Genomic DNA, 23768 nt, shown 5'->3' on the forward strand with positions numbered 1-23768 from the left:
ATCATGAATCCGATAATGCATTTTAAAAAGACCCTTTTACATCCATATCTCATTTTTTGCATCTTTTGTTTAACTATCGTTGGTTTTGCCCAAGCTCAAGAAAAACCCTTAAGAATTGGTGTGGCCGGACTTACCCATACCCACGTGCATTGGATTTTGGGAAGAGAAGATTTGGGTGACATTGAAATTGTAGGCATTACCGAGCCCAATCGCGAACTGGCACAACGCTACGCTGATCAGTACGGATATTCCATGGATTTGGTCTTCAATACCCTAGAAGAAATGATCTACGCAACTAAACCCGAGGCTGTTACCGCCTTCGGAACTATTTATGATCATTTGGAGGTTGTACAGACTTGTGCTCCTTTGGGCATTCATGTAATGGTAGAAAAACCTTTGGCCGTGAGTTTGGATCATGCCAAGCAAATGGCCGCCCTTGCGGAAAAACACGATATCCATTTATTGACCAATTATGAGACCACTTGGTATCCAACAAACCATATGGCCAAGCAGTTTTTAAACCACGGTAAAATTGGAAGACTTAGAAAGGTGATTATTCGGGATGGACATAAAGGACCGGTTAAAATAGGTGTCAACAAAGAGTTTTTGGACTGGCTGCAAGACCCAAAGGAAAATGGTGGGGGAGCGATTACTGATTTTGGTTGCTACGGTGCCAATTTGACCACATGGCTCATGAATGGAATGCGACCCAATACCGTAACCGCTATTACCCAACAACTACAGCCCGAAAACAACCCAAAAGTAGATGACGAAGCCACCATTCTACTTACCTACGATAACACCCAAGCCATCATCCAAGCTTCGTGGAATTGGCCCATTGGTCGCAAGGATATGGAATTATATGGATTGATAGGTGCCCTCTTTGCCGATAACAGAAATGAACTTCGTCTTCGGATCGCAGAGGGTTATGATGGTTATCATGAGGAAAAATTCACTTTACAAGAAAGGCCCTCTCCTTATAACGACCCTTTTGCCATGTTGGCTGCAGTTGTGCAGCATAAAATTCGGTTACGACCATATAGTCTCTCCTCTTTGGAAAACAATTTGGTGGTTATGGAAATTTTGGACGCCGCACGAGAAAGTGCCAAATATGGAAAAACAATCAACTTGAACAACTAAATTCATCAATCTCAACCACAATTCAACCCATGCCATATATAAAAGCCCCCTTCATTATTCTATTGTTTTTTACAACTTCTTTCTTTGCTCAGGAAGTCCAAAAAGATTCTGTAAACCAATTGGATGAAATCATTCTTATCGAGGATATTACCATCAGAAATGCCACCGGAATCACCCCGTATTCCATCATAAATGAGCAGACCTTTGCAAAATTTAATCCGATAGACATTTCTTCGGCTGTAAATCAAATTCCCGGGGTTTATGTGCTCTCCGGAGCGCTCAACACTAACCGAATCACTATCCGCGGAGTGGGCGCGCGTACTCCTTTTGGAACGGATAAGCTACGTATGTATTTTAACGGAATCCCGGTGACCAACGGAACAGGGTCTTCTACTATTGAAGCCTTCGATTTGGAGAATTTGGGCAAAATTGAAGTTATCAAAGGTCCAAAGGGCACCGCTATCGGAACCAATTTGGGTGGGGCAATTCTGCTGGATACCAAAGATCATGCGGAGAACAAAACTGAATTAAGGAGTTCCTTCACCTTGGGTTCGTATCAAATGTTAAAAGAGAATCTATCTTTCACACATTCCGAAGATAATTTCAACTTGACCTTTAATTACAATCATTTTGAAACAGATGGTTATCGACAAAATAACCGCTTTGATCGCGATGGCTTTTTGCTGAGTACCAATGTTGACCTCAGTGAAAAAAGCAAATTGGGTCTATTGGTCAATTATATTGACTACACCGCACAGATTCCGAGTTCGTTGAACCAGACCGATTTTGACGAAGACCCAACCCGTGCTGCGGGAAATTGGCTCGCAGCACAAGGTTTTGAGGCCAATAAATATGTGCTTGCCGGACTATACCATACTTACGAATTTGATCAGACCTTTAAAAACACCACCAGTATTTTTTACACCTATTTAGACCATTATGAGCCTCGACCTTTCAATATTTTAGATGAGTTCACCAACGGATTTGGTGTTCGAAGCCAGTTTAAGGGCATGGCCGGAAGTATTGAGTACACTTTTGGGGGGGAGTTGTACAAAGACGAATACCATTGGGGCACTTTTCAGAACCTTTTTAGGGATAATAATGGCAATGGAAGCTTACAGGGAGATCGCTTAAGCGATAACAGTGAATTTCGGAGGCAGTTTAACCTGTTTGGTACGCTCACCCATAACTTTACCACTCGGTTTTCGGCCCAATTGGGACTCAACCTGAATAAGACCAATTACAATTTTCAAGACCTTTTCAATCAGGGAGATGCAAATACCTCCGCCAACCGAAATTTTGATGCCATACTCTTGCCCAGTTTTGGATTGCAATATCTGTTTGCTGGTGGAAAGTTATATGCCAATGTAAGTCGTGGATTCTCCAACCCCAGTTTGGAGGAAACTTTGACACCTGACGGGGTGATCAATCCGGATATTGCCCAAGAGACCGGAACCAATTATGAACTTGGAGGAATTGCTACCCTTTTCAATGAACGTCTATTTTTAGATTGGTCCCTCTACCGAATGGATATCAACAATCTGTTGGTGGCCCAACGTGTGGGTGAAGATCAATTTATTGGCCGAAATGCAGGTGAGACCCGCCACCAAGGTCTGGAACTCAGTGCAAGATCAGCATTCACACTTTGCAAAGACCTAAAGGTCTATCCCTACCTAAACTACACTTATAGTGACCATAGTTTTGTGGATTTTGTGGACGAAGACGATGATTTCTCTGGCAATCCTTTGACCGGGGTACCCAAACACCGAATTAGTTCTGGGATTGATCTAAAGCACACCGGTGGATTGCAATTGAATCTGATCCATCAATTTGTGGACGAGATTCCGTTAACCGATGCCAATTCTCTAAATAGTGATTCCTTCAATGTGTTCAATGCCAAAATGGGATACGAAACCCAGCTCTCCAACCATTTTTCTTTAGGACTGAATCTTGGCGTGAACAATCTGTTCGATACCAGTTATGCCCAAAGTGTATTGATCAATGCCGTTGGTTTTGGTGGCGCTCTGCCTCGCTATTTTTATCCCGGAAATGACAGAAACTTTTACGGAGGGGTGAAATTGGGGTATCTTTTTTAACTACCACTCCTCTATGTTTTTCAATTTATTTACCCGATCCATTATATTTAATCCTGGGAAAATTGGTTTACCCGCCTAATGGACAAAAATGACCTCTCGTTTTACGACACCAAAAAATATAAGCTCAGCCTGAGCATGGCCATAGCTGTGTTTTTCTATTGTTTTATTGTTTTTTTTCTGCCATTTGGAGTGGATAATTACAATCCAAACCATGAATATACCCTCAGCTTCCTACTGGAATTCATTTACTTTTTAATTCCCTTGTCCTTGTTTTTGCTGTTGAATGAATTTCTACTTCGTCCCCTGTTCTTCAAAAAAGCTACGCTAAAAAAAGTGATTTTATGGAGTGTTTGGACACTAGTTCTTTTATCGACCATCATTTTCTTTACCTATAACTACTTGGGCAATTGGCATGACTTTTTCCTAACAAGTTATTTTGGGTTTTTACGTGATGTTTCGGCGGTATTGCTTTTTCCCATGGTCGGCACATTTTTCTTTTTTAAGTTTCGGTCTTTGCAAAATCAAATGGAGCATATCCTTACCACCAAAGAGGAATACGTAGATTCCGGACAGTTGATTCTATTCAAAGGCATGGGAAGCAAAGATCAGATCACCCTTTCAGCTTCCAGTTTTCTGTATGGAAAGGCACAGGATAATTATGTGGAACTCGTTTACCTGGAGCAACAACAATTGAAGAAATTTTTAATGCGTTCCCCTTTGGGGAATTTGGTTTCCTCAATCAACAACATGGCCATTGTTAGGTGTCACCGATCCTATATGGTAAACTTGTTGCACGTTAAATCCATAAAAGGCGGAAACCAAGATTTGACCCTCCATCTTGACCCCTCAAATGCTACCGTACCCATTTCAAAATCCTTCAAAAGTGCTGTGCTAAAAAATCTGCGTAGCCTTAAGAATTTTGGCTGATATGCGATTTCACCACAAATAGGGAAATTTCACCACAATACCTTACCACCGCAGTAACAAAGGGCCTTTTCCAACACTCTTCTGTATGAACAATACAAATTATTAACCTAAAAAATCAATCAAAATGAAAACAAGATTTCGATTAAACAGAAGAACTATTGGGCTATTAAGCCTTTGTATGCTATGTAGTCTTTCAGCCATACAAGCCCAGACAGAAACCACAGAGAAAATGCTCCAAAGTTTTGTGGACAGTTACAAAAAGGATCATATGGCCCATACCGTGACCTTTGGCATAAAAGTGGGTGAAGATTGGTGGCATGTGCGCTCCCAAAGAAAGCAAGAAGGCTATGCCGTCGGGAAAAAGAAACAGTACACCTTCCATAATTTTGGTCCACATACAGTGAGCTTGCACAAAGGAAAGCCCAACAAGCCAACTTGGTACTTTCATTTTGCGAACAAAGAGGTGCTGAACAACATTTACTCCAAAAAGTGGACGGCATCGACAGCTTCGGCAAAATCTTTTGGGTCGGATGTGGTAGGACTGAACATCCGCGATATGAAAGGGTACAAGAGTGGTATTCAAGAAGATGCGCTTGCCTATGAGGTCATGGAACATTTTTGGAAAAAAGACGCTGTGGAGATTACTTATTTTACCCGCGATGCCTCGCTTCCAACCCATGGCGTTGATCATGTGGGTCTCTACACCATGAAGGACAAGCGCATAGGTTGGTTCAGTATTGGACCTGAGCAGGCAGCAAACACAGAACGAGGTCTGGACAAAGGCCAGGTGCCCAATCTCTTTATTATTACCAAAGGTAAAGGCCGTGCCGAGCTGGGCGAAGGCGTGGTGGAATTAGAACCAGGGATGAGCATTTTTATCGGGCCTTACGTAAAGCATGTGATCTATAACCCGTATGACGAACCTCTAGAAGGTATTTTGGTGCTGTTTGGAGATAATAGCGATTATGTTTTCGGTAAATCCTATATGGATTTGTTGGAGGACCAACATAAATTTTATGGGGATTATGACAAAAGTTTGGAACGTTAGTGTTCCGATGATTGATGTTTAGCAAAGCCCCGAATCGGGGCTTTGTTGATTAAAGCACCTTAACATTGATTGGGTTTATAAGCTATATTTGAATACCCAACCAACATCCGATTATGATACCACGATTAAAAAGCACTTCGGCCTTATGTATTTTGATCTTGGTATTGGCATGCCAGACCAAATCCAAAGACAAGGAAGTTGAATCCACTTCAGCATTTGAGCAGCCCAATATCTTATGGTTGGTGGTCGAGGATATGGGGCCGTACATTCCCTCCTTTGGAGATTCAACCGTATTCACGCCCAACCTGAGCAAATTGGCATCCGAAGGCATCCGGTATACCCATGTTTTTTCTCCTTCCGGGGTTTGTGCTCCGAGTAGGGCCGCCATTGCTACGGGCATGTACCCAACCAGTATTGGGGCCAGCCATATGCGTACCCATTCCTATACCGAGGTTACCGGATTGCCCCCATACGAAGCCATTCCTCCGCCACAGGTAAAAATGTTCAGTGAACTACTGCGAAGCGAAGGCTACTTTTGCACCAACAATGCCAAAAACGATTATCAATTTAAGGCTCCCGTAACCGCTTGGGACCAAAATGCCAAAAACGGCCATTGGAGAAACCGAAACCCTGAGCAACCCTTCTTTTCCATTTTTAATATTGGGGTAACACATGAATCGGGGCTTTTTGAACCTTATGAAAGGGAAGAAGTCATCCCCAAGGATACGCCATTTCCCATTCCGCCTTATTTGCCAGATACCGAAGTGGTGCGTCATGACCTTTGGAAAATGTACAACAATATCGCTCTAATGGACCGGCAGGTTGGGGAAATCTTGGAGCAATTGGAGGCCGACGGACTTTTGGAAAGCACCATCATCTTTTTCTATGCCGATCATGGTGGGCCATTGCCGCGCCAAAAAAGATTGGTGTATGATTCTGGACTGAATGTGCCCATGATCATACGTTTTCCAGATAAATCACATGCCGGAACTAGCAACGATCAGCTCATCAGTTTTATAGATTTTGCCCCTACCATGCTCACTTTGACAGGACAGACCCCTCCCGAGCACCTTCAAGGCCAAACCTTTATGGGTGACCAACAACCCAGACAGTACATCCATGGGGCGGCGGACCGGTTTGATGGTGTTACCGATGCCATCCGGGCGGTGCGAGATCAACGTTTTAAATATGTTAGAAACTATAGGCCGGAGCAGGGCAACTATTTGGCCAATACGTACCGGGAGCGCATACCCACCATGCAAGAACTCTTGCGCATGCGCGATAATGGGCAGCTGAACGAAACACAAATGCTTTGGTTTAGCGAAAGCAAGCCCAAAGAAGAACTGTACGATTGTGTAAACGACCCCCACGAAATCAACAACCTTGTCCAAAACCCGGAATACGCCCAAAAACTCCAAGAGTTAAGCTCCGAAATGGACCGTTGGCTGGCTGAAATTGGCGACCAACCCAACTTGCCTGAACGCGAACTTATAGACCAACTATGGCAAGGAGCCAATGAACAACCCGTGACCGCTAAACCTGTGCTGATCCAAGTGGATAACGAGATTACGATGGAATGTAAGACTGAAGGCGCCTCCATTGGCTACCGGATTATGGGTGATGACCCAGCCACACCATGGAAAATTTATACAGCACCTTTTAAAGTGCAGAATGGCACCCAACTGGAAATTGAAGCCCATAGAATTGGGTTTAAACCTAGTGAAGTTATACAGTTTCAAGTATCTTTTTAGCCAAAGAAACCAACTTATCTTATTTAAAACATTACAGATACCCCTTACAGTTTATGGCGTTTATACGCTATATTTGGAGATATGTCGATGTATTTTACATCTATATAGACAAGTTGGGCTTAATTATAAAAATGAACAAAGAAATGTCGACTGGAATTATTTTAATATGCATAGGAGTCATACTTATGGCCCTATTTGGGGCATTGGGTAATTATTATATTCAAAAAGGTAGAAGTAAATCCGCTGTGGAAAATCAGAAAATAATTCTTGAAAAGATTAGTGACTCAAAAAAAGAGATCCTAAAAAGTTCTGCATCAATTCATAAAGAACCAACATTAAGTATAAATAGCAAGAATGGAATTGAAATCAAGGACACAACCTCTGGACCTTATTTTTGGCTTTGTTTAGAAAGTCTAAATGCTGGGTCGACAAATTTCGAATTGGACTGCTTTATTCTCGCCGAATATAAAAATGGTTCGACGAAGTTACACCCAACGGAATTGATACCTAAAAATTCGGAAATATTAACTAAAGCCTACAGAGGTTTAATCCCATTTGACGAAAATATAATTAGCCTCTATCTCTATATCAATGGGACTTACTCAAATTTAAGTCAATCAGCAAATTACAAAATTGACAAGCTTTATAATTATAGGCATGAAGAAGGCATTACTTACCAACGAGTCGGTACTGATCAGGAAAAGGTGCTTGGAGTTATTGAAAATTTGAGTAAAAAATAAAAATAACTAAGCCCAACATTGGCTATAATTCATTGTGGTTTTGTTCCACACCGAAATAAAAGTATTAATCAATGGCTGATTTCGTTGTGGATAATGCTGAATAACTACATCGCATGACAAAAGAGGATTTTAAAAATTACTTTGAACTTTTACCAAGACAAGCTTGGCTAGCTGAGAAAGAAGAGCAAATGATTAGCTTAATTTCAAGCTGTAAATACAAAAGTCAAAAAAAGTTACTCTTTGAATTGCTGGAAGATTTCAGGTATGTTGACTATAAGCTTTTTATGAGATATTTAGAGGATATCGCAGATTATATCATTAACGAATCTGGATTTGATATAGATAACACGCAAATTGTTGGAATGGTTATGGATTCAAACCCCGATAGTAGTCAATGGATTTTGCAATTTCTAAAACCTATTCTAACTAAGAAAGGTTGGAATAATGTTAAAATTACAACCGAATTTCATCGAGCAGTTAGAAAATTAAATAAAGAAGGATTAACAAATTTAATTTTAATCGATGAATTTATAGGAACTGGTCAATCTGTTGATGGGCGATTAGACTATTTAGAGAAAAAAGCCAATGAGGAATATGTTATAAATGCAATATTTCTTTCAGGAATGGAAGATGGAATAAATAATGTTAAAACTAGATTTAATGATTTTAGGTGTTTAATCCCTTTGAAAAAAGGGATAAGCGATAAATATGATAGCCCTGAGAAAGAAGAAGCAATTAAACAAATGCTTGAACTAGAAAATCAATTATTACCCGTAATAAACAAAAAGAAATTAACTGACTATTCATTTGGTTTTGGTAAGGCTGAAGCATTGTATTCATCATATGGAAATGCACCAAATTCGTTATTTCCTTTTTTTTGGTGGCCATATGATGTAAAAGAAACTCTTAGAAATTCTCTATTAATAAGAAATGAGGAAGGATTAGGTTTATGAAGGTGACTAAAACAGATATCAAAATACTAGTGGACCTATATAAGTCAGCTGATGGTTTGGGGCCTTATATTTTTTATCAAAGGTATAAATATACACCTCCAACGGTGTTCAAGTCCTCAACTAGATTTCAAAAAATGGAATTCATTGTCAATAAAGATGACAAACTATTTATTACAGAAAAGGGAAAAGCATTTGTAGAAGAGAATAGGTTTATTTATGACAATCACAAATATGATAGAATACCAAAAGAATTTTTAGGGAATAAAATAGGTGTAAATGCACCTTACATTCCAAATTTAAGTAAAATATCAAAAGAAATTTTAAATTTAAAAATCAAAGGTGATGGCTAAAAGAACTTGCATTTAGAAGGTGTAGTCGCCTTCGTGAACTAAGGCTAGATTTAGCCATTGGGAATAAAATTAAAATCAGAGATTGTTTATTTTATTCCGGTTCACTCATCAAAGATGAGATTCACGCACTTAATTAATATTTAAGTGTAGCGTCTCCACTTAAATATTAATATAAGTGGAATGCTAAAGATGAAGAAAGAAGTTTGCCATCACCTTTTTTAAAATATGACCAATCATAAAATTATATATAATAAATGGGAAGATTATTTTTCGAATCGAGGTCTTGAAAAAAACCTTCTAGATTCTTATTTGGTATATATAGATGGGTTATTGACAAATAATTTACCTATAATTTTTGAATCTGAGCACCTTTCACTTTTATTAGGAAGAAATGAGGTTTATTTGAATTCTGTTGTTTTTAGTACAGAATTGCATTATCGCGATTTTAAATTAAGAAAACGGAAAGGTGGTTTCAGGATAATATCAGTTCCATATCCAGCACTTCTTGAATGTCAGAAATGGATTCATAAAAACATATTGTCAAAGGTAAAAATTAGCCCCTATGCTCACGGATTCGCAAAAAAAAAGTCAATAGTAACTAATGCTAGGAAGCACACAAATCAGGAGCATTTGCTCAAAATAGATTTGAAAGACTTTTTTCCTTCAATAAAAAAAGGTCGAGTTATAGCGATGTTCTGTAAATTAGGTTACTCAACAGAAGTGTCATTTTATCTTGCTTCTATTTGCTGCAAAATGGATTGCTTACCTCAAGGAGCCCCAACAAGTCCATCTATTAGCAACATTATAGCAAAAAGTCTAGATAATAGACTATTCGCTTTATCTCAAAAATTTGAAATTAGATATACAAGATATGCAGATGATCTAGCATTCTCCGGAGGCAACATTCCTGCTCGTTTCATTGATTATGTTACAGAAATTGTCACAACAGAGAGTTTTGAGATAAATAACTCAAAAACACAATTACATAAAAGCAAAGGAAAAAGAATTATTACTGGTGTAGCAGTAAATGGAGAAATAGTTAAGGCGCCAAAAAGCTACAAGAGAAAATTATTCCAAACTCTATACTATATAGAAATATTTGGTTTAAATTCCCATAGAACTAAACTGAAAATCCGAAACCCAAATTATTTGGAATCTTTAATCGGAAAGTTGAATTATGTATTAACAATTGAGCCAGATAATAGTAAAGCCAAAAACTATTTAACCATGCTAATTGAAATTGATAAATCACGTACCCATAACAGTGTATATAAGTAATTGTGGGTAAGGTAACAAAATGGAAAAATGAAAGATATATACAGAAATCTTTTATCCCAAAACCTCTCCCAATCCCTTTAACAATTCTACAGCACTTTGAACCTCCCTTCGGGTAAAAACTTCTTCTTCCAAAAAGTGGAGCATAAAAACTATGTTGTCCAATTGTTTAATTAATTCTTCAGGAGAGCCATAGGCCTCCTTGATCCATTCGTTTAGGTTTTCAATTTGGGAAGGTGTCAACATGGGTGCAAGGTAAACCGCAAAACAGAACTATGTAACCACTAATTAGTAGTATTTTTAAAATAGAAAAACGGAAGAATGACCATCAAACTCCTAACCCCAGAAGACTTAACTACTGATATGGAAAACCAAATGGTTAGCCTTTTTAAGCAACTTAACCCTGATCTACAACTCAACCCCTTTGCCAAGATCATGGAAAAACAAGACCAGTTGAGCTTGGTATATTGCCATGAGGGCAGCCAAATCATAGGGATGGCCTCCATGGTTGCTTACAGTGTACTTTCGGGCAGTAAAGGTTTGGTAGAAGATGTGGTGGTAGATGTCAACTCCCGGGGCAAGGGCCTTGGCCGCAAACTTATGGAGCAACTGCTTACCATAGCTGAACAAAAAGGCCTAACCGAGGTATTGCTCTTTACAGGCAACCATAGGCAAAGTGCCATCCGTTTATACACAAAACTGGGGTTTGTAAAAGCGGAGAGTGGTATGTACCGTTTAAGATTCAATGAAAGCTAACTCATGGGAACATTACAACTACAATCAAACCCAGCAGTTGCTACGGTTTTTAAAAACTACCCCGATACGGTCCGTAAAAAAATGGAAACCCTACGACAATTGGTCCTCGAGGTTGCCCAAGAAACTCCCGAAATCACTAAACTCGAGGAAACCCTAAAATGGAGCGAACCTAGTTACCTGACTAACAAAGGGAGCACCCTTCGTATGGACTGGAAAGCCAAATCGCCCCACCAATATGCGCTCTATTTTCAATGTTCCAGTATGTTGGTATCCACCTTTAAAATGGTCTACGGTAATACATTCAGCTATGAGGGCAATCGGGCCATCGTGTTTCAGTTGGAGGATAAACTCCCTGTGGAGGAACTCAAAAACTGCATTCGTACCACTTTGCAATACCATAAGGTAAAACATTTGCCTAGTTTGGGGTTATAACCGTTCATAAGCCTTCGTTAAAAGGGTTTGATTTTCTATTCTGCTTCTTATCTTAGTCCAATGCGGAAGTGCCATCCCATATTTGTTTTGTTTTTTTTGATGTGCCAAATGTTGTGGTCTCAAATCACCGTTACTTCTTCGGAATTGGTGGATGCGGCTCTTGAGCTCACCCAACAACAAGTGACCTACGACGGCAGTTATTTTTCCATTCCCTATCCCAACGGAGATGTGCCGAAAGGCAAAGGTGTTTGTACCGATGTGGTCATCCGTGCCTACCGAAAAATGGGGGTGGACCTTCAAAAAGAGGTGCATGAAGATATGAAGGCCAACTTTAGAGCCTATCCAAACATTTGGGGTCTTTCCCGAACCGATACCAATATAGACCATCGCCGTGTTCCCAATTTGATGACCTATTTTAAACGTCAAGGCGCTGAAAAGCCCATTACCGATAATGCGAAAGATTACCTTCCTGGAGATGTGGTCTGCTGGAACTTGGGCGGAGCTATCACCCATATCGGGATTGTGGTGGATAAAAAATCACGTGATGGAAAACGACATCTGATTGTCCATAATATTGGCCGTGGGCAGGTGATGGAAGACATCCTTTTTGATTTTAAGATTATTGGGCATTATGCCTTTTTGCCAGAACCCTCAAATTAACAGACCATGTACCAAACCTTAATGGATTTCGGCACCAAGTTCTTAAACAAGAATGTCCTTCTAAAATATGGCTTCAATCTGTCTCCCATGTATCGACGTAGCACGGGTAGGATCACTTTTATTTCAGAGGACTTGTTGACGATGAAAATGAAACTTCCCATTACCTACAAAAACCGAAACTATGTGAACACCATTTTTGGAGGTAGTATGTTTTCGGCCACTGATCCCATACCCATGGTGCAACTCATCAATCTATTGGGTCCTGATTATGTGGTTTGGGATAAATCCGCAGAGATTTTCTTTAAGCGTCCCGCAAAGGAAACTCTCTATGCCGAATTCCAATATACTTTGAATGAGCTTGAGGAAATTAAAGCTCAAGTGATCCGACAAAACGAATTGGAGATCATAAAAACCACTGACCTCACCAACAAAGACAAAAGCAAAGTCTTCTGCCAAGTCAAGAAGACCATTTACATTGCGGACAAGGGGTATTTCAAACAAAAAAGGGCCAGAAAATGACCTTGAAAACTGTTCCGATTGTAGTATATTGTACAAGCTAACACGGAACCATTTTGTTCCATTCCGACTAATTCAAAACAACAACCTATGACCGATTTGGAAATTGCCAAAGGCGTTACCCTACAACCTATTTCTAACATTGCAGAAAAATTTGGAATTGATCCAGATTCCATAGAAATGTATGGCAAGCATAAAGCTAAATTACCTTTGAACGCCATTGATAAGTCCAAAGCAGAACAAAGTAACCTTATTTTGGTGTCGGCCATTTCCCCGACCCCTGCAGGGGAGGGCAAGACTACCATGTCCATTGGGTTGACCGAAGGATTGAACCGCTTGGGCAAAAAAACAACGGTAGTGCTGCGAGAACCTTCTTTGGGACCTGTTTTTGGCATCAAAGGCGGGGCCACAGGAGGTGGATATTCACAGGTACTTCCGATGGAGGATATCAACCTTCATTTTACCGGGGATTTTGCCGCCATAGAAAAAGCGCATAATCTACTTTCAGCAGTTATTGACAATAATATACAAAGCAAAACAAGGTCTTTACGGTTGGACCCCAGGACCATTGGCTGGAAAAGGGTGATGGATATGAACGACCGTTCACTTCGCCATGTTATTGTAGGTTTGGGCGGAACCACATCAGGTATACCCAGAGAAACGGGTTTTGATATTACGGCCGCATCCGAAATAATGGCCATTTTATGTTTGGCCGAAAACCTGAGCGACCTCAAAAAACGCTTAGGGAACATTTTTATCGGTTATACTTTTGACAAAGAGCCGATTTATGCGCGAGACTTAAATGCCGAAGGCGCCATGACGGCTTTGCTGAAAGATGCTATCAAACCTAACCTAGTGCAGACGATGGAAGGGAATCCGGCAATTATTCACGGTGGTCCATTTGCGAATATCGCCCAAGGAACGAACTCTGTGATTGCAACGCGAATTGGGATGACATATTCGGATTACACTGTTACGGAAGCAGGTTTCGGATTTGATCTAGGGGCCGAAAAGTTCTTCGATATCAAATGTCAGAGTGCAGGATTAAAGCCAAAGGCTGTTGTGCTCACCGCAACTATTCGAGCATTAAAATATCATGGAGGAGCCGATTTGAAATCGTTGACCGAACCTAATGTAGAGGCACTTAAAAAAGGATTGCCCAATCTAGAGAAGCATCTGGAGAATATAGCCAAGTTCAATGTTGTTCCTGTTATTTCCATCAATAGATTTGTAACCGATACGGATGAGGAAATTGCCGCCATAAAAGAATTGGCAGCATCCAAAGGTGTTCGTGTGGCCTTGGCAGAAGTTTGGGCCAAAGGCGGAGAAGGTGCAGAGGAGTTGGCGCAACATGTCATTGATATTGTGGAATCTGACGCTTCAGATTTTACACCCTTGTACAAATGGGAATCGAGTGTCATGGATAAAATTGCAACCATTGCTACCGAAATTTATGGAGCTGAATATGTGGACTATACTTCCAAGGCTAAAGCGCATCTTAGAAAAATAACGAATTTAGGCTTGGACCATCTACCCGTTTGTATTGCTAAAACTCAAAAGTCCCTTTCGGACAATCCTAAACTGTTAGGACGGCCTAAGGATTTTATCATCACCGTTCGGGAAATCGAAATTGCGGTTGGAGCGGGATTTTTAGTTCCCATTACCGGAGATATAATGCGTATGCCCGGCTTGCCAGCCCAACCTTCATCCGAAGGGATAGATGTAAATGATGATGGTGAGATTACGGGTCTGTTCTAAACTCTATGATTTAGATACGCTGTAACCAATAGCGCATATCCACCTCTTTGGAGATGATTTCTTTGACCTCATCCAGTTTTACACGTTGCTGTTCCATCGTATCACGATGACGAATGGTAACGGTATCATCTTCCAAAGTTTGATGGTCAACAGTAATACAGAAAGGTGTGCCGGCAGCATCTTGACGTCGGTAACGGCGACCCACGGCATCCTTCTCATCATATATTACGTTAAAATCCCATTTCAAATCATCAATAAGCTTGTGGGCCACTTCAGGCAGTCCATCTCGTTTTAGCAATGGTAAAACTGCCGCTTTGGTCGGTGCCAGTACCGCCGGCAATTTCAACACTGTCCGTGTAGTACCATTTTCCAATTCCTCTTCTTTCAAGGAGTTTGAAAAAACAGCCAAAAACATACGATCCAACCCAATGGAAGTTTCAAGTACATAAGGTACGTAGCTCTTATTTTCCTCGGGGTCGAAATATTGTAATTTTTTACCTGAAAATTCTTCGTGTTGACTTAAATCGAAATCGGTACGGGAATGGATTCCTTCCAGTTCCTTAAACCCAAATGGAAACTTGAATTCGATATCCGCAGCGGCATCGGCGTAATGAGCCAATTTTTCATGATCATGAAAACGATAATTATCTTCTCCCATTCCCAAAGAAAGATGCCATTTCATTCTTTTTTCTTTCCATTTCTCATACCATTCTTGCTGGGTGCCGGGCTTGATGAAATATTGCATTTCCATCTGTTCAAATTCACGCATCCGGAAGATGAACTGACGAGCAACGATCTCGTTACGGAAGGCTTTTCCAGTTTGGGCAATTCCAAACGGGATTTTCATACGTCCTGTTTTCTGAACATTTAAAAAGTTGACGAATATTCCCTGTGCTGTCTCTGGACGAAGGTAGAGGTCCATAGCAGAATCTGCGGAAGCTCCCAACTTGGTTCCGAACATCAGATTGAACTGCTTCACATCGGTCCAGTTTTTGGATCCCGAAAGTGGACATGCAATTTCCAATTCTTCAATCAATGCCTTTACATCTGCCAAATCTTCGTTTTCCAATGATTTGCCCAAACGTTTTAGGATTCCATCGCCTTTGGCTTGGTAATCCAATACACGTTGGTTGGTGGCCAAGAATTGTTCCTTGTCAAAACTATCGCCAAAGCGTTTAGCGGCTTTCTTGACTTCCTTCTCTATTTTGGCCTCAATTTTCGCAACATGGTCCTCAACCAAAACATCAGCACGATATCTTTTTTTGGAATCTTTGTTATCAATCAATGGGTCATTGAAGGCATCTACGTGACCGGACGCTTTCCAAGTGGTGGGGTGCATAAAAATAGCAGCGTCAATCCCAACAATATTATCATTGAGCTGCACCATGGCTTGCCACCAATATTCCCGAATATTTTTCTTTAGCTCAGCTCCATTCTGCGCATAATCATATACCGCACTGAGTCCGTCATAAATCTCACTGGATTGGAATACGTATCCATACTCCTTTGCATGGGAGATAACCTTCTTAAAAATGTCTTCTTGATTTGCCATTGGGCAAAAATAGAATTTTGCCCTAAAAGAAAAGTGCTATTTCAACTGAAATTCGGTGGAAGCCAATAATCTCTCGTCCTCAAATACATTCAGCGTGTAAATTCCTTCCGCCAAGGAGCCTTCGGGCACTGTGATAGCATCACATACACTAATCTCTTTACCGGTGTAAATAATCTCTACTTTTTTGCTATAGGTATTCCCACTAACGGAAATAGTACTGGCATTATCCTCAATAACCGCCATATTGGGGTCCAAAAATTGAAGGTATAAGACTTTAACATCTCCTTCTTCACCGGGATTTGCCAAAATAGTTACGCAGCCCCTCAGTTTTTCTATGGTAGATGCTTTATTGGTTTTCAGGGGCCTACCTGCCCGTAGTCTAAAACCACTGCCCTCGGCATCTTGAAGTTTTAGGTAACTTTTGATGCGCAATTCTCTTGCCAATTCTTTATTGGTTTCTCGCAGTAAAGATTCAGCTTGTTCCATTGAACTTGCCCTGCCTCTCGCATCTTCCAATTGTTTTCGGGTTTCCTCATATCGATTGGCCAACAAACTATTGTTATAGCGGAGAAAGTTGTTCTTGAGTTTTAGACTATCGAACCCGATTTCCAACATACGGAGCTCTTTTCGAGTCTCTTTCAGTTTGGTTAAACTGAAATTCAACCTGCCTACAGAATCCAACAATTCTTGAACTCTGAAACGGGATGTCTGTAACTCAATTTCATTGACTTCATTTAAACCGGACAAACGATCTACTTCGGCCTTCATCAATGTCAAATCCTTAACCAAAAGTGATTTTTCTTGTTCCAAAAAGGTCATTTGGTTTTGGGACTGCGCATAACTGTAGTAAAAAGCTATTAGAATGCCTACGATTACCGCGACAAGCGCTGCGAAGATAATCTTGTAGTTGAAATTGTTATCTTGGGCATCCATGGGGTCAATTAGGCTTCTGTAACGCGTATAAGACTTGATCGATAAGTTGGCTAAGATACTAAACGAGATTAACAACATCCTATTGCCAAGGGTATGTTTTGGATGTAATGCGCAATTATCCAGAGGAGAAAACGTATTGTGTGCCGTTTGTCGACATGAAATGCCACTCACCGATTATAACTTCTCCGATGAAAACCCCGTAGACCGCATATTTTATGGGAGGATTCCTATAAAAAAGGCGGTTTCTTTCCTGTTTTTTTCAAAACAAGGTGCTGTAAAACAGCTATTACATTACCTAAAATACAAAAACCAAGAGACGGTCGGAAGCTTTTTAGGGGAATGGTGTGGTGCTTATTTGGAGGACGAGGAAAACCTTAAATCAGTCGATATTGTAGTTCCGGTTCCACTTCATCCCAAGAAACAAAAGAAGCGAGGTTATAACCAAGTGACCTTGTTTGCAAAAAGTATTTCGAATGCCATACAGGCGCAGTACAGAGATGATATTTTAATAAAAGTCAATAACACTAAGACACAAACCAAAAAAGGCAGGCTTTTGCGATGGGAAAATGCCCAAGAGGTCTTTGAGGTAAACCCTATCGCCAAAAAAAGCTTTCAACATATTTTACTGGTAGATGATGTTATTACGACAGGAGCAACCATTGAGGCCTGTGCAAAAAAACTACATACACTTGGTAATGTGTCCGTTTCAGTACTGAGTATGGCGGTAGTACCCAAGGGTTAAAATTCTATAAATCCTTGGTTTCAATTTTTAAATTAGTTGTTTCTTTGCCCAACACTTGTTTTTCAATGCGGTACTTAAAAAAACTGTTGAGTCTGTCCTTCCTTTTTCTAATGGGTTTGGCGCTTTGGCAATGTGCCAAAAGAGGTACACCCACGGGTGGACCAAAAGACGTAACTCCACCTGTACTTCTTAGAACGGAGCCCGATAATTTTTCCATTAATTTTAAGGCGAAAGAAATTCGATTGTATTTTGATGAATTCATTAAACTCAAAGACGTTCAAAATCAACTGATTGTTTCCCCTCCATTGAAATATCCCCCCGAAGTCACCCCGCAAGGTGGAGCCAGTAAGTACATTCAGGTAGTAATAAAGGATACTTTAAAAGAGAACACCACGTACACTTTTAATTTTGGGCAGAGCATCACCGACAACAATGAGGGAAATCCAAATAGTTTTTTAAGTTATGTTTTCTCCACTGGAGATTATATTGATTCTTTGACTTTATCGGGTGCTGTCAAGGATGCGTTTAATCGAAAGGCGGATCAATTTATAAGTGTAATGCTCTATGAATTGGACACGGCCTATACCGACTCTACCATTTATAAAAATCCCCCCAATTATATCACCAATACATTGGATAGTGTTCCCTTTTTTGAACTAAAAAATTTAAAGGCCGGAGAATATGCCTTGGCCGCCGTAAAGGACATCAACAAAAACAACATGTTTGATCAACGGCAAGATAAGATTGGTTTTTTGCAGGACACGATTACCATTCCCACAGATTCCATTTACCTCTTAACTCTTTTTCAGGAGTTGCCTGACTACAGTGTTTCTGTACCAAGTTATGTTTCCAAAAATCGGATAATCTTTGGGTATCAGGGAAATCATAAGGATATTGAAATATCGGCTTTAACCCCACTTCCCGATTCTGTAAAAACTATGATTTTAAAGGATAGGGAAAAGGACACCTTGGATTATTGGTTGACGCCCACAGATATCGATTCCATAATTTTTACGGTGGCAAACAAAAAGCTTGAAGCCATAGATACTTTCACCGTAAAAACCAGAAAGCTTCCGCTAGACTCTTTGAAATTAAGAACAAATGTGGGAAGAGCTTTGGGTTTTGAGGATACTTTCAGCATTTTGGCAAATACTCCAATCGCTGAAATGGATTCTTCTAAAATTGCCCTGTTTATTAGTGATTCCATAAGTTCTCCTTTTTCTATTGAATTGGATACTTTGGAGAATAAAATCGATTTTGATTTTGCCGTTGAACCCAACCAGAGCTACTCCTTTGAGCTATTGCCAGGTGCAGTTACTGACTTTTTTGGAATTCAAAATGACTCACTCAATTACCGGTTTTCTACTCAAGGTTATGCAGATTTTGGCAACCTAAGATTGAATATTGGTGGCGCTGTCCGATACCCCCTTATTGTACAACTGACCGATAAGGCCGGTGATACTAAACGTGAACTTTTTGCCGACCAACCCAGACAGTTTGAATTTAACAATCTTGAGCCAAGTGATTATATAATTCGGGTAATCTTTGACGAGAATGGAAACGGCAAGTGGGATACGGGAAGTTACTTGACAAAGGTTCAACCCGAAAAGGTGAGTTATTATCCCGATGTCATTGATGTGCGCGCCAACTGGGAACTGGAACAGACTTTTGTCATTTCAGAGTAAAGTGATCTCGATCTTCTAAAAACCTTAATTTTTCTCTATTTGATGCAATGTGTTCCTTATTCAAGGTAACATAGAGTATTTCTTCGTCCTCAGAATAGGCCAATTGATCTCCTAAAACATCATATGCAGCAGAATGCCCTGAGTATTCATATCCCATTCCATCAGAGCCTATTCGGTTAACCCCTACACAGTATGCCATATTTTCAATAGCCCGGGCTTTTAAAAGTGTATCCCAAGCTTGAATACGGGCTTTTGGCCAATTGGCCACATAGATCAAGGCATCATAATTTTCTATGTTTCGTGCCCAAACAGGAAAACGAAGATCATAACAGATCAATGGAAAAAGTTTAAACTCCTTGTACTCCAAAATCAGCTTTGATTTCCCAGCTTTAAAAACCTTATCCTCCCCAGCTAAGGTGAAGGAGTGTTTCTTGTCGTAATGCTCAACCTTTCCATCAGGGTCAACAAAAAACAATCGGTTGTGGTTTTTACCATCTTCATAAAAAATGATACTGCCGATCAATGCCGTATGCTTTTGTTGTGCCAAATTTCGCATCCAGGTCAGAGTCTTTCTTCCTTCGTCAGCATTTATATGTTCAGGATTCATAGTAAATCCTGTAGAAAACATTTCTGGGAGTACTATTATATCCACATCTTCAGAAATTGCCCCGATCTTCCCATCAAACAGTTTTCTATTGGCTTCGGGATCTTCCCAAATTAGATGGGATTGTATTAAGGCTAGTTTTAATTTTTGGTTCATCGCTTGTAGTAAAAACATGCTTCGACAGGCTCAGCATGACAATTTTATCTATTGCTAATCAAAATACACTTCTGGCGCGGAGGATTTTGCCAATTGAAACAAATGCTTCAACTGACTTTCCAAAATACGTTCTTCGGAAAGCTCGGGTAGACTATCCAAAGCAAAAAACTCAGCTCCCAACATATCAAATCCTGGTTTCAGTTCACCTCCAACAATCTTACAGAAAAAATTCAGCTTGTAAATGTAATAGGGCTCTGGCGGATGCGGATGTACTTGTTTGTCATAAACGGCAAGTAGTTTTACCACCTCAACTTTTAACCCTGTTTCCTCTTCTATTTCTTTAATGGCTATTTCTGAAGGGGTACTTCCGATATCCGCCCAACCGCCTGGAATTGTCCATTTGCCGTCTATACTTTCCTTCGCCATTAGAATTTCATCTTTTTCGTTCAATACAAATCCCCGTACGTCCACTTTTGGTGTTGGGTAATCATCTTGCGGCATAAAAAATTCTTGCAACACTTCAATGGCAGTATCGCCAATATTGGACATGAGGTTTAGACTTATCTGCTGAAGTTCTTCGTACCGCTCTCGATCATAAGGGTCCTGGGCGTATACCAATCCTATTTCGGAAATTGCTTTTATGCGTTTGATCAGGTTGAGCTGTTCTTTAGAGTCCATTAAAGTTTTTGGTTTTCCTGCAATAGTTGTATCAAAGGTTTTGTTCCCTGTATTTTGGCATGGTCTAAGGCCGTACTGCCTCGAGCATCCTTAATTGAAACATCTGCTTTATGTTCCAGTAATAATCGTGCTATTTCTATTCTATTAAAAGTAGCGGCATAAATTAGGCAGGTAGCACCCATGGCGTTTATGTGGTTAACATTGGCTCCGGCTTTGATTAAAAGTTCTGCTATCCCTAAAAATCCTTTGAAGCATACACCCATCAATGCAGTATTTCCGGACCCATCCTTGGCATCAATATTCGCACCTTTTTCCAGCAACAGTGCTGTTATGTTTTCATGATTGTAATAGGTGGCCAAAATCAGAGGTGTTGAACCTCGTTCGTCCTTGGTTTCCAATAAAGTGGTGTCCGATTCCAGTAATTTAGAGGTGGTATCAAGATTGCCATTTCTGATTGCATTGAAGAAGTCTTCTGTATTGCTCATAATCTTACGGAAAGTTATAAAAAAACTGCCACAACTTTTGAAGGAAGTGACAGTTCTTTAAATTAATTTTCTTTTTCTCTTTTATACCAAATCAAAACGATCTAGGTTCATCACTTTGGTCCATGCAGCAACAAAATCGTTCAGAAAACGATCATTGGAATCAGCACTTCCATAAACTTCTGCAATTGCCCTAAGTTCGGTGTTTGATCCAAATATTAAATCGACACGACTACCGGCCCACTTAACCTCGCCTGAAGCCCGATCACGACCAGCAAACACATTTTCTTCATCAGATGTTGCTTCCCACTTGGTGCTTAGGTTTAATAGATTTACAAAGAAATCGTTGGTCAGTGATCCAGCTCGTTCCGTGAAAACACCATGCTGTGATTGGTCATGGTTGATATCCAGTACACGAAGTCCACCTAAAAGGACGGTCATTTCTGGAGCCGACAAGGTCAATAACTGAGCTCTGTCAATCAACATTTCCTCAGCGGATACCGTATATTTTGACTTCATATAATTTCTAAATCCATCAGCTTTGGGTTCTAATACCGCCATGGACCCTACATCTGTTTGCTCTTGTGAAGCATCTCCTCTTCCCGGTGCGAAAGGAACTGTAACATTTTGACCAGCATTTGTGGCAGCCTGTTCAATTCCCACATTTCCTCCAAGCACAATTAAATCTGCTATGGAAACCTTCTTTTTGCCGGATTGGTTACTGTTGAACTCATTTTGGATTCTTTCCAAGGTGTCCAATACTTTTGAAAGTTGCTCCGGATTGTTCACTTCCCAATCTTTTTGTGGCGCAAGCCTGATGCGTGCACCATTGGCACCGCCTCTTTTATCCGAACCTCTAAATGTAGAAGCTGAAGCCCAGGCAGTACCTACCAACTCTGAAACAGAAAGTCCAGAAGCCAAAATATTCTGTTTTAAAGCAGTTATATCCTCCTCGCTGATCAACTCATGGTCAACGGCTGGAATTGGGTCTTGCCAAATCAATTCCTCCGAGGGTACTTCGGAACCTAAATATCTTGAAATTGGACCCATATCACGATGGGTGAGTTTAAACCAAGCCCTTGCAAAGGCATCTGCAAAATCATCCGGGTTTTCATGAAAACGTCTTGAGATTTTTTCATAAGCTGGATCCTCCCGAAGGGAAAGGTCCGTTGTCAACATTATAGGTGTATGTCTTTTAGAAGAATCATGGGCATCGGGCACACTATTGGCTCCAGCACCATGTGTTGGAATCCATTGTTGGGCTCCTGCAGGACTTTTGGTCAATTCCCATTCGTACCCGAACAAATTCCAGAAAAAGTTGTTGCTCCATTTGGTGGGTGTAGTGGTCCAAGCACCTTCTAGGCCACTGGTAATCGTATCACCAGCATTTCCCGTTCCATAGTTATTCTTCCATCCTTGGCTTTGTTCTTCGATTCCGGCTGCTGCAGGTTCTCGCTCTACATATTTATCAGGATCTGCTGCACCATGGGTCTTTCCAAAAGTATGTCCGCCTGCGATCAACGCAACGGTTTCCTCATCGTCCATAGCCATTCTGCCAAAAGTCTCACGAATATCATGAGCAGCAGCTATAGGGTCAGGGTTTCCATTAGGTCCTTCGGGATTCACATAAATCAATCCCATTTGTACAGCTCCCAATGGATTTTCCAACTCGCGATCACCTTCATAACGCTTGTCACCAAGCCATTCTGTTTCAGCTCCCCAATACACATCTTCCTCTGGTTCCCAAACATCTTCGCGTCCTCCTGCAAAACCGAAGGTTTTAAAGCCCATGGATTCCAATGCGCAGTTACCTGCAAGAATCATCAAATCTGCCCATGAAATTTTCTTTCCGTATTTCTGCTTGATAGGCCATAGCAACAAACGAGCCTTATCAAGATTGGCATTATCTGGCCAGCTATTCAATGGCGCAAATCTTTGCGTTCCCGAACCAGCTCCCCCTCTTCCATCTGCAATACGATACGTACCGGCGCTGTGCCATGCCATACGAATGAAAAATGGTCCGTAATGTCCATAATCGGCAGGCCACCAATCTTGGGAATCCGTCATTAAATTATAGAGATCTTTTTTAATTGCGTCCAAATCAAGGGTTTTGAATTCTTTCGCGTAATCAAAATCGGCATCCATAGGATTGGACAGTGAAGAATGTTGACGAAGAATATTCAGTCTTAATTGGTTTGGCCACCAATCGCGGTTAGATGTGCCACCTCCGGCACCATGCTTAAGTGCTCCTGCCATAAATGGGCACTTGCTTTCGCCATTTGAATTTTTTCCTTCGGCTCCTGCCGAAGTTGTAGATTTTTTACTCATGATCGTATAGTGTTTTATAATTTTTTCTGCCTCTATAAAATTAGACAAACTTCACCCTAAATAATAGATAATTCATATGAAAACATTATAAAAACATAACTATAATCTATGTTTGTTTGACTAAAACCTTCCTTTTTGCTCAAATCAACATTCATTTTGGCATATTTGCCCCCTTTTATGGTGCATATTTACATTAACTTTGAAAT

23 protein-coding genes are annotated in these 23768 nt (G+C 40.5%); 16 read left to right on the top strand and 7 right to left on the bottom strand.

The genetic code is table 11. The features are described 5' to 3' along the window. Positions 1-3 precede the first annotated feature (3 nt). The 9 genes from IAG46_RS09395 (at position 4) to IAG46_RS09435 (ending at position 10283) form a co-directional block, all read left to right on the top strand. The gene (locus IAG46_RS09395; protein WP_223826640.1) at positions 4-1140 is read left to right on the top strand and encodes a Gfo/Idh/MocA family protein; all 1137 of its coding nucleotides are present in this window, start codon (positions 4-6) and stop codon (positions 1138-1140) included. 29 nt (positions 1141-1169) lie between these two features. Then, positions 1170-3236 (top strand): TonB-dependent receptor, encoded by a 2067-nt coding sequence (locus IAG46_RS09400; RefSeq protein ID WP_190810102.1) that lies wholly within the window; start codon positions 1170-1172, stop codon positions 3234-3236. Between the two features lie 78 nt (positions 3237-3314). After that, a complete protein-coding gene (locus IAG46_RS09405) occupies positions 3315-4163 on the top strand; it encodes a LytTR family DNA-binding domain-containing protein (RefSeq protein WP_190810103.1) in 849 nt (282 codons plus the stop codon). A 124-nt stretch (positions 4164-4287) separates the two neighbouring features. Continuing rightward, on the top strand, positions 4288-5211 hold the full coding sequence (locus tag IAG46_RS09410; protein ID WP_190810104.1) for a cupin domain-containing protein: 924 nt from the start codon (positions 4288-4290) through the stop codon (positions 5209-5211). Positions 5212-5324: 113 nt separating this feature from the next. Beyond that, positions 5325-6962: a sulfatase-like hydrolase/transferase gene (locus IAG46_RS09415; RefSeq protein WP_190810105.1), complete on the top strand. Its 1638-nt coding sequence runs from the start codon at positions 5325-5327 to the stop codon at positions 6960-6962. Between the two features lie 131 nt (positions 6963-7093). Beyond that, positions 7094-7702 (top strand): hypothetical protein, encoded by a 609-nt coding sequence (locus tag IAG46_RS09420; RefSeq protein WP_190810106.1) that lies wholly within the window; start codon positions 7094-7096, stop codon positions 7700-7702. Between the two features lie 113 nt (positions 7703-7815). Beyond that, positions 7816-8655 (top strand): hypothetical protein, encoded by an 840-nt coding sequence (locus IAG46_RS09425; protein ID WP_190810107.1) that lies wholly within the window; start codon positions 7816-7818, stop codon positions 8653-8655. Between the two features lie 134 nt (positions 8656-8789). Further along, the gene (locus IAG46_RS09430; RefSeq protein WP_190810108.1) at positions 8790-9005 is read left to right on the top strand and encodes a hypothetical protein; all 216 of its coding nucleotides are present in this window, start codon (positions 8790-8792) and stop codon (positions 9003-9005) included. A gap of 225 nt (positions 9006-9230) precedes the next feature. Then, complete coding sequence (locus IAG46_RS09435) at positions 9231-10283, top strand: reverse transcriptase family protein (protein WP_190810109.1); 1053 nt, start codon at positions 9231-9233, stop codon at positions 10281-10283. A 51-nt stretch (positions 10284-10334) separates the two neighbouring features. On the opposite strand, the gene IAG46_RS09440 is transcribed toward IAG46_RS09435, so the two are convergent. Beyond that, entirely contained in the window at positions 10335-10526 is a 192-nt protein-coding gene (locus tag IAG46_RS09440) for a hypothetical protein (RefSeq protein ID WP_190810110.1), read from the bottom strand. A 75-nt stretch (positions 10527-10601) separates the two neighbouring features. On the opposite strand from IAG46_RS09440, the gene IAG46_RS09445 reads away from it, so the two are divergent. The 5 genes from IAG46_RS09445 to IAG46_RS09465 all read left to right on the top strand — a co-directional run bounded on the left by IAG46_RS09445 (position 10602) and on the right by IAG46_RS09465 (position 14402). Then, entirely contained in the window at positions 10602-11036 is a 435-nt protein-coding gene (locus tag IAG46_RS09445) for a GNAT family N-acetyltransferase (RefSeq protein WP_190810111.1), read from the top strand. A 3-nt stretch (positions 11037-11039) separates the two neighbouring features. Continuing rightward, the gene (locus IAG46_RS09450; RefSeq protein ID WP_190810112.1) at positions 11040-11468 is read left to right on the top strand and encodes a DUF1801 domain-containing protein; all 429 of its coding nucleotides are present in this window, start codon (positions 11040-11042) and stop codon (positions 11466-11468) included. A 60-nt stretch (positions 11469-11528) separates the two neighbouring features. After that, positions 11529-12128 carry a DUF1287 domain-containing protein gene (locus IAG46_RS09455; protein WP_190810113.1) on the top strand — a complete coding sequence of 200 codons (600 nt, stop codon included), beginning with the start codon at positions 11529-11531 and terminating at the stop codon, positions 12126-12128. A gap of 6 nt (positions 12129-12134) precedes the next feature. Further along, positions 12135-12647, top strand: a complete 513-nt coding sequence (locus tag IAG46_RS09460; RefSeq protein WP_190810114.1) for a PaaI family thioesterase — start codon at positions 12135-12137, stop codon at positions 12645-12647. 87 nt (positions 12648-12734) lie between these two features. Beyond that, positions 12735-14402, top strand: a complete 1668-nt coding sequence (locus tag IAG46_RS09465; RefSeq protein ID WP_190810115.1) for a formate--tetrahydrofolate ligase — start codon at positions 12735-12737, stop codon at positions 14400-14402. Positions 14403-14412: 10 nt separating this feature from the next. Here the strand turns inward: IAG46_RS09465 and IAG46_RS09470 are convergent, their stop codons facing one another. After that, on the bottom strand, positions 14413-15954 hold the full coding sequence (locus IAG46_RS09470) for a glycine--tRNA ligase (protein WP_190810116.1): 1542 nt from the start codon (positions 15952-15954) through the stop codon (positions 14413-14415). A gap of 36 nt (positions 15955-15990) precedes the next feature. Continuing rightward, positions 15991-16887 (bottom strand): hypothetical protein, encoded by an 897-nt coding sequence (locus IAG46_RS09475; RefSeq protein WP_190810117.1) that lies wholly within the window; start codon positions 16885-16887, stop codon positions 15991-15993. 46 nt (positions 16888-16933) lie between these two features. On the opposite strand from IAG46_RS09475, the gene IAG46_RS09480 reads away from it, so the two are divergent. Both IAG46_RS09480 and IAG46_RS09485 read left to right on the top strand, forming a co-directional pair. Beyond that, positions 16934-17629: a ComF family protein gene (locus tag IAG46_RS09480; protein WP_223826641.1), complete on the top strand. Its 696-nt coding sequence runs from the start codon at positions 16934-16936 to the stop codon at positions 17627-17629. 65 nt (positions 17630-17694) lie between these two features. Continuing rightward, positions 17695-19314: an Ig-like domain-containing protein gene (locus IAG46_RS09485; RefSeq protein WP_190810119.1), complete on the top strand. Its 1620-nt coding sequence runs from the start codon at positions 17695-17697 to the stop codon at positions 19312-19314. Here IAG46_RS09485 and IAG46_RS09490 read toward each other — a convergent pair. The 4 genes from IAG46_RS09490 to katG form a co-directional block, all read right to left on the bottom strand. Further along, entirely contained in the window at positions 19301-20074 is a 774-nt protein-coding gene (locus IAG46_RS09490; protein ID WP_190810847.1) for a nitrilase family protein, read from the bottom strand. The two genes, IAG46_RS09485 and IAG46_RS09490, sit on opposite strands and share 14 nt — an antisense overlap. A 54-nt stretch (positions 20075-20128) precedes the next feature. Continuing rightward, positions 20129-20752, bottom strand: coding sequence for an NUDIX hydrolase N-terminal domain-containing protein (locus tag IAG46_RS09495; protein WP_190810120.1), 624 nt, complete (start codon positions 20750-20752; stop codon positions 20129-20131). Next, positions 20752-21237, bottom strand: a complete 486-nt coding sequence (locus IAG46_RS09500; protein ID WP_190810121.1) for an ankyrin repeat domain-containing protein — start codon at positions 21235-21237, stop codon at positions 20752-20754. Before IAG46_RS09500 ends, IAG46_RS09495 begins: the two co-directional genes overlap by 1 nt. A gap of 81 nt (positions 21238-21318) precedes the next feature. Further along, positions 21319-23562, bottom strand: a complete 2244-nt coding sequence (gene katG / locus IAG46_RS09505; protein WP_190810122.1) for a catalase/peroxidase HPI — start codon at positions 23560-23562, stop codon at positions 21319-21321. Positions 23563-23768 lie beyond the last annotated feature (206 nt).

The sequence above is a fragment of the Flagellimonas sp. S3867 genome (assembly GCF_014698935.1).
In the GTDB taxonomy this organism is placed as follows: domain Bacteria; phylum Bacteroidota; class Bacteroidia; order Flavobacteriales; family Flavobacteriaceae; genus Flagellimonas.

Bases quoted from the DNA above. Each gene is read 5' to 3' on its own strand.
- IAG46_RS09395 (WP_223826640.1), top strand. From the start codon at position 4: ATGAATCCGATAATGCATTTTAAAAAGACCCTTTTACATCCATATCTC.
- IAG46_RS09400 (WP_190810102.1), top strand. From the start codon at position 1,170: ATGCCATATATAAAAGCCCCCTTCATTATTCTATTGTTTTTTACAACT.
- IAG46_RS09405 (WP_190810103.1), top strand. From the start codon at position 3,315: ATGGACAAAAATGACCTCTCGTTTTACGACACCAAAAAATATAAGCTC.
- IAG46_RS09410 (WP_190810104.1), top strand. From the start codon at position 4,288: ATGAAAACAAGATTTCGATTAAACAGAAGAACTATTGGGCTATTAAGC.
- IAG46_RS09415 (WP_190810105.1), top strand. From the start codon at position 5,325: ATGATACCACGATTAAAAAGCACTTCGGCCTTATGTATTTTGATCTTG.
- IAG46_RS09420 (WP_190810106.1), top strand. From the start codon at position 7,094: ATGAACAAAGAAATGTCGACTGGAATTATTTTAATATGCATAGGAGTC.
- IAG46_RS09425 (WP_190810107.1), top strand. From the start codon at position 7,816: ATGACAAAAGAGGATTTTAAAAATTACTTTGAACTTTTACCAAGACAA.
- IAG46_RS09430 (WP_190810108.1), top strand. From the start codon at position 8,790: ATGGAATTCATTGTCAATAAAGATGACAAACTATTTATTACAGAAAAG.
- IAG46_RS09435 (WP_190810109.1), top strand. From the start codon at position 9,231: ATGACCAATCATAAAATTATATATAATAAATGGGAAGATTATTTTTCG.
- IAG46_RS09440 (WP_190810110.1), bottom strand. From the start codon at position 10,526: ATGTTGACACCTTCCCAAATTGAAAACCTAAACGAATGGATCAAGGAG.
- IAG46_RS09445 (WP_190810111.1), top strand. From the start codon at position 10,602: ATGACCATCAAACTCCTAACCCCAGAAGACTTAACTACTGATATGGAA.
- IAG46_RS09450 (WP_190810112.1), top strand. From the start codon at position 11,040: ATGGGAACATTACAACTACAATCAAACCCAGCAGTTGCTACGGTTTTT.
- IAG46_RS09455 (WP_190810113.1), top strand. From the start codon at position 11,529: ATGCGGAAGTGCCATCCCATATTTGTTTTGTTTTTTTTGATGTGCCAA.
- IAG46_RS09460 (WP_190810114.1), top strand. From the start codon at position 12,135: ATGTACCAAACCTTAATGGATTTCGGCACCAAGTTCTTAAACAAGAAT.
- IAG46_RS09465 (WP_190810115.1), top strand. From the start codon at position 12,735: ATGACCGATTTGGAAATTGCCAAAGGCGTTACCCTACAACCTATTTCT.
- IAG46_RS09470 (WP_190810116.1), bottom strand. From the start codon at position 15,954: ATGGCAAATCAAGAAGACATTTTTAAGAAGGTTATCTCCCATGCAAAG.
- IAG46_RS09475 (WP_190810117.1), bottom strand. From the start codon at position 16,887: ATGGATGCCCAAGATAACAATTTCAACTACAAGATTATCTTCGCAGCG.
- IAG46_RS09485 (WP_190810119.1), top strand. From the start codon at position 17,695: ATGCGGTACTTAAAAAAACTGTTGAGTCTGTCCTTCCTTTTTCTAATG.
- IAG46_RS09490 (WP_190810847.1), bottom strand. From the start codon at position 20,074: ATGAACCAAAAATTAAAACTAGCCTTAATACAATCCCATCTAATTTGG.
- IAG46_RS09495 (WP_190810120.1), bottom strand. From the start codon at position 20,752: ATGGACTCTAAAGAACAGCTCAACCTGATCAAACGCATAAAAGCAATT.
- IAG46_RS09500 (WP_190810121.1), bottom strand. From the start codon at position 21,237: ATGAGCAATACAGAAGACTTCTTCAATGCAATCAGAAATGGCAATCTT.
- katG (WP_190810122.1), bottom strand. From the start codon at position 23,562: ATGAGTAAAAAATCTACAACTTCGGCAGGAGCCGAAGGAAAAAATTCA.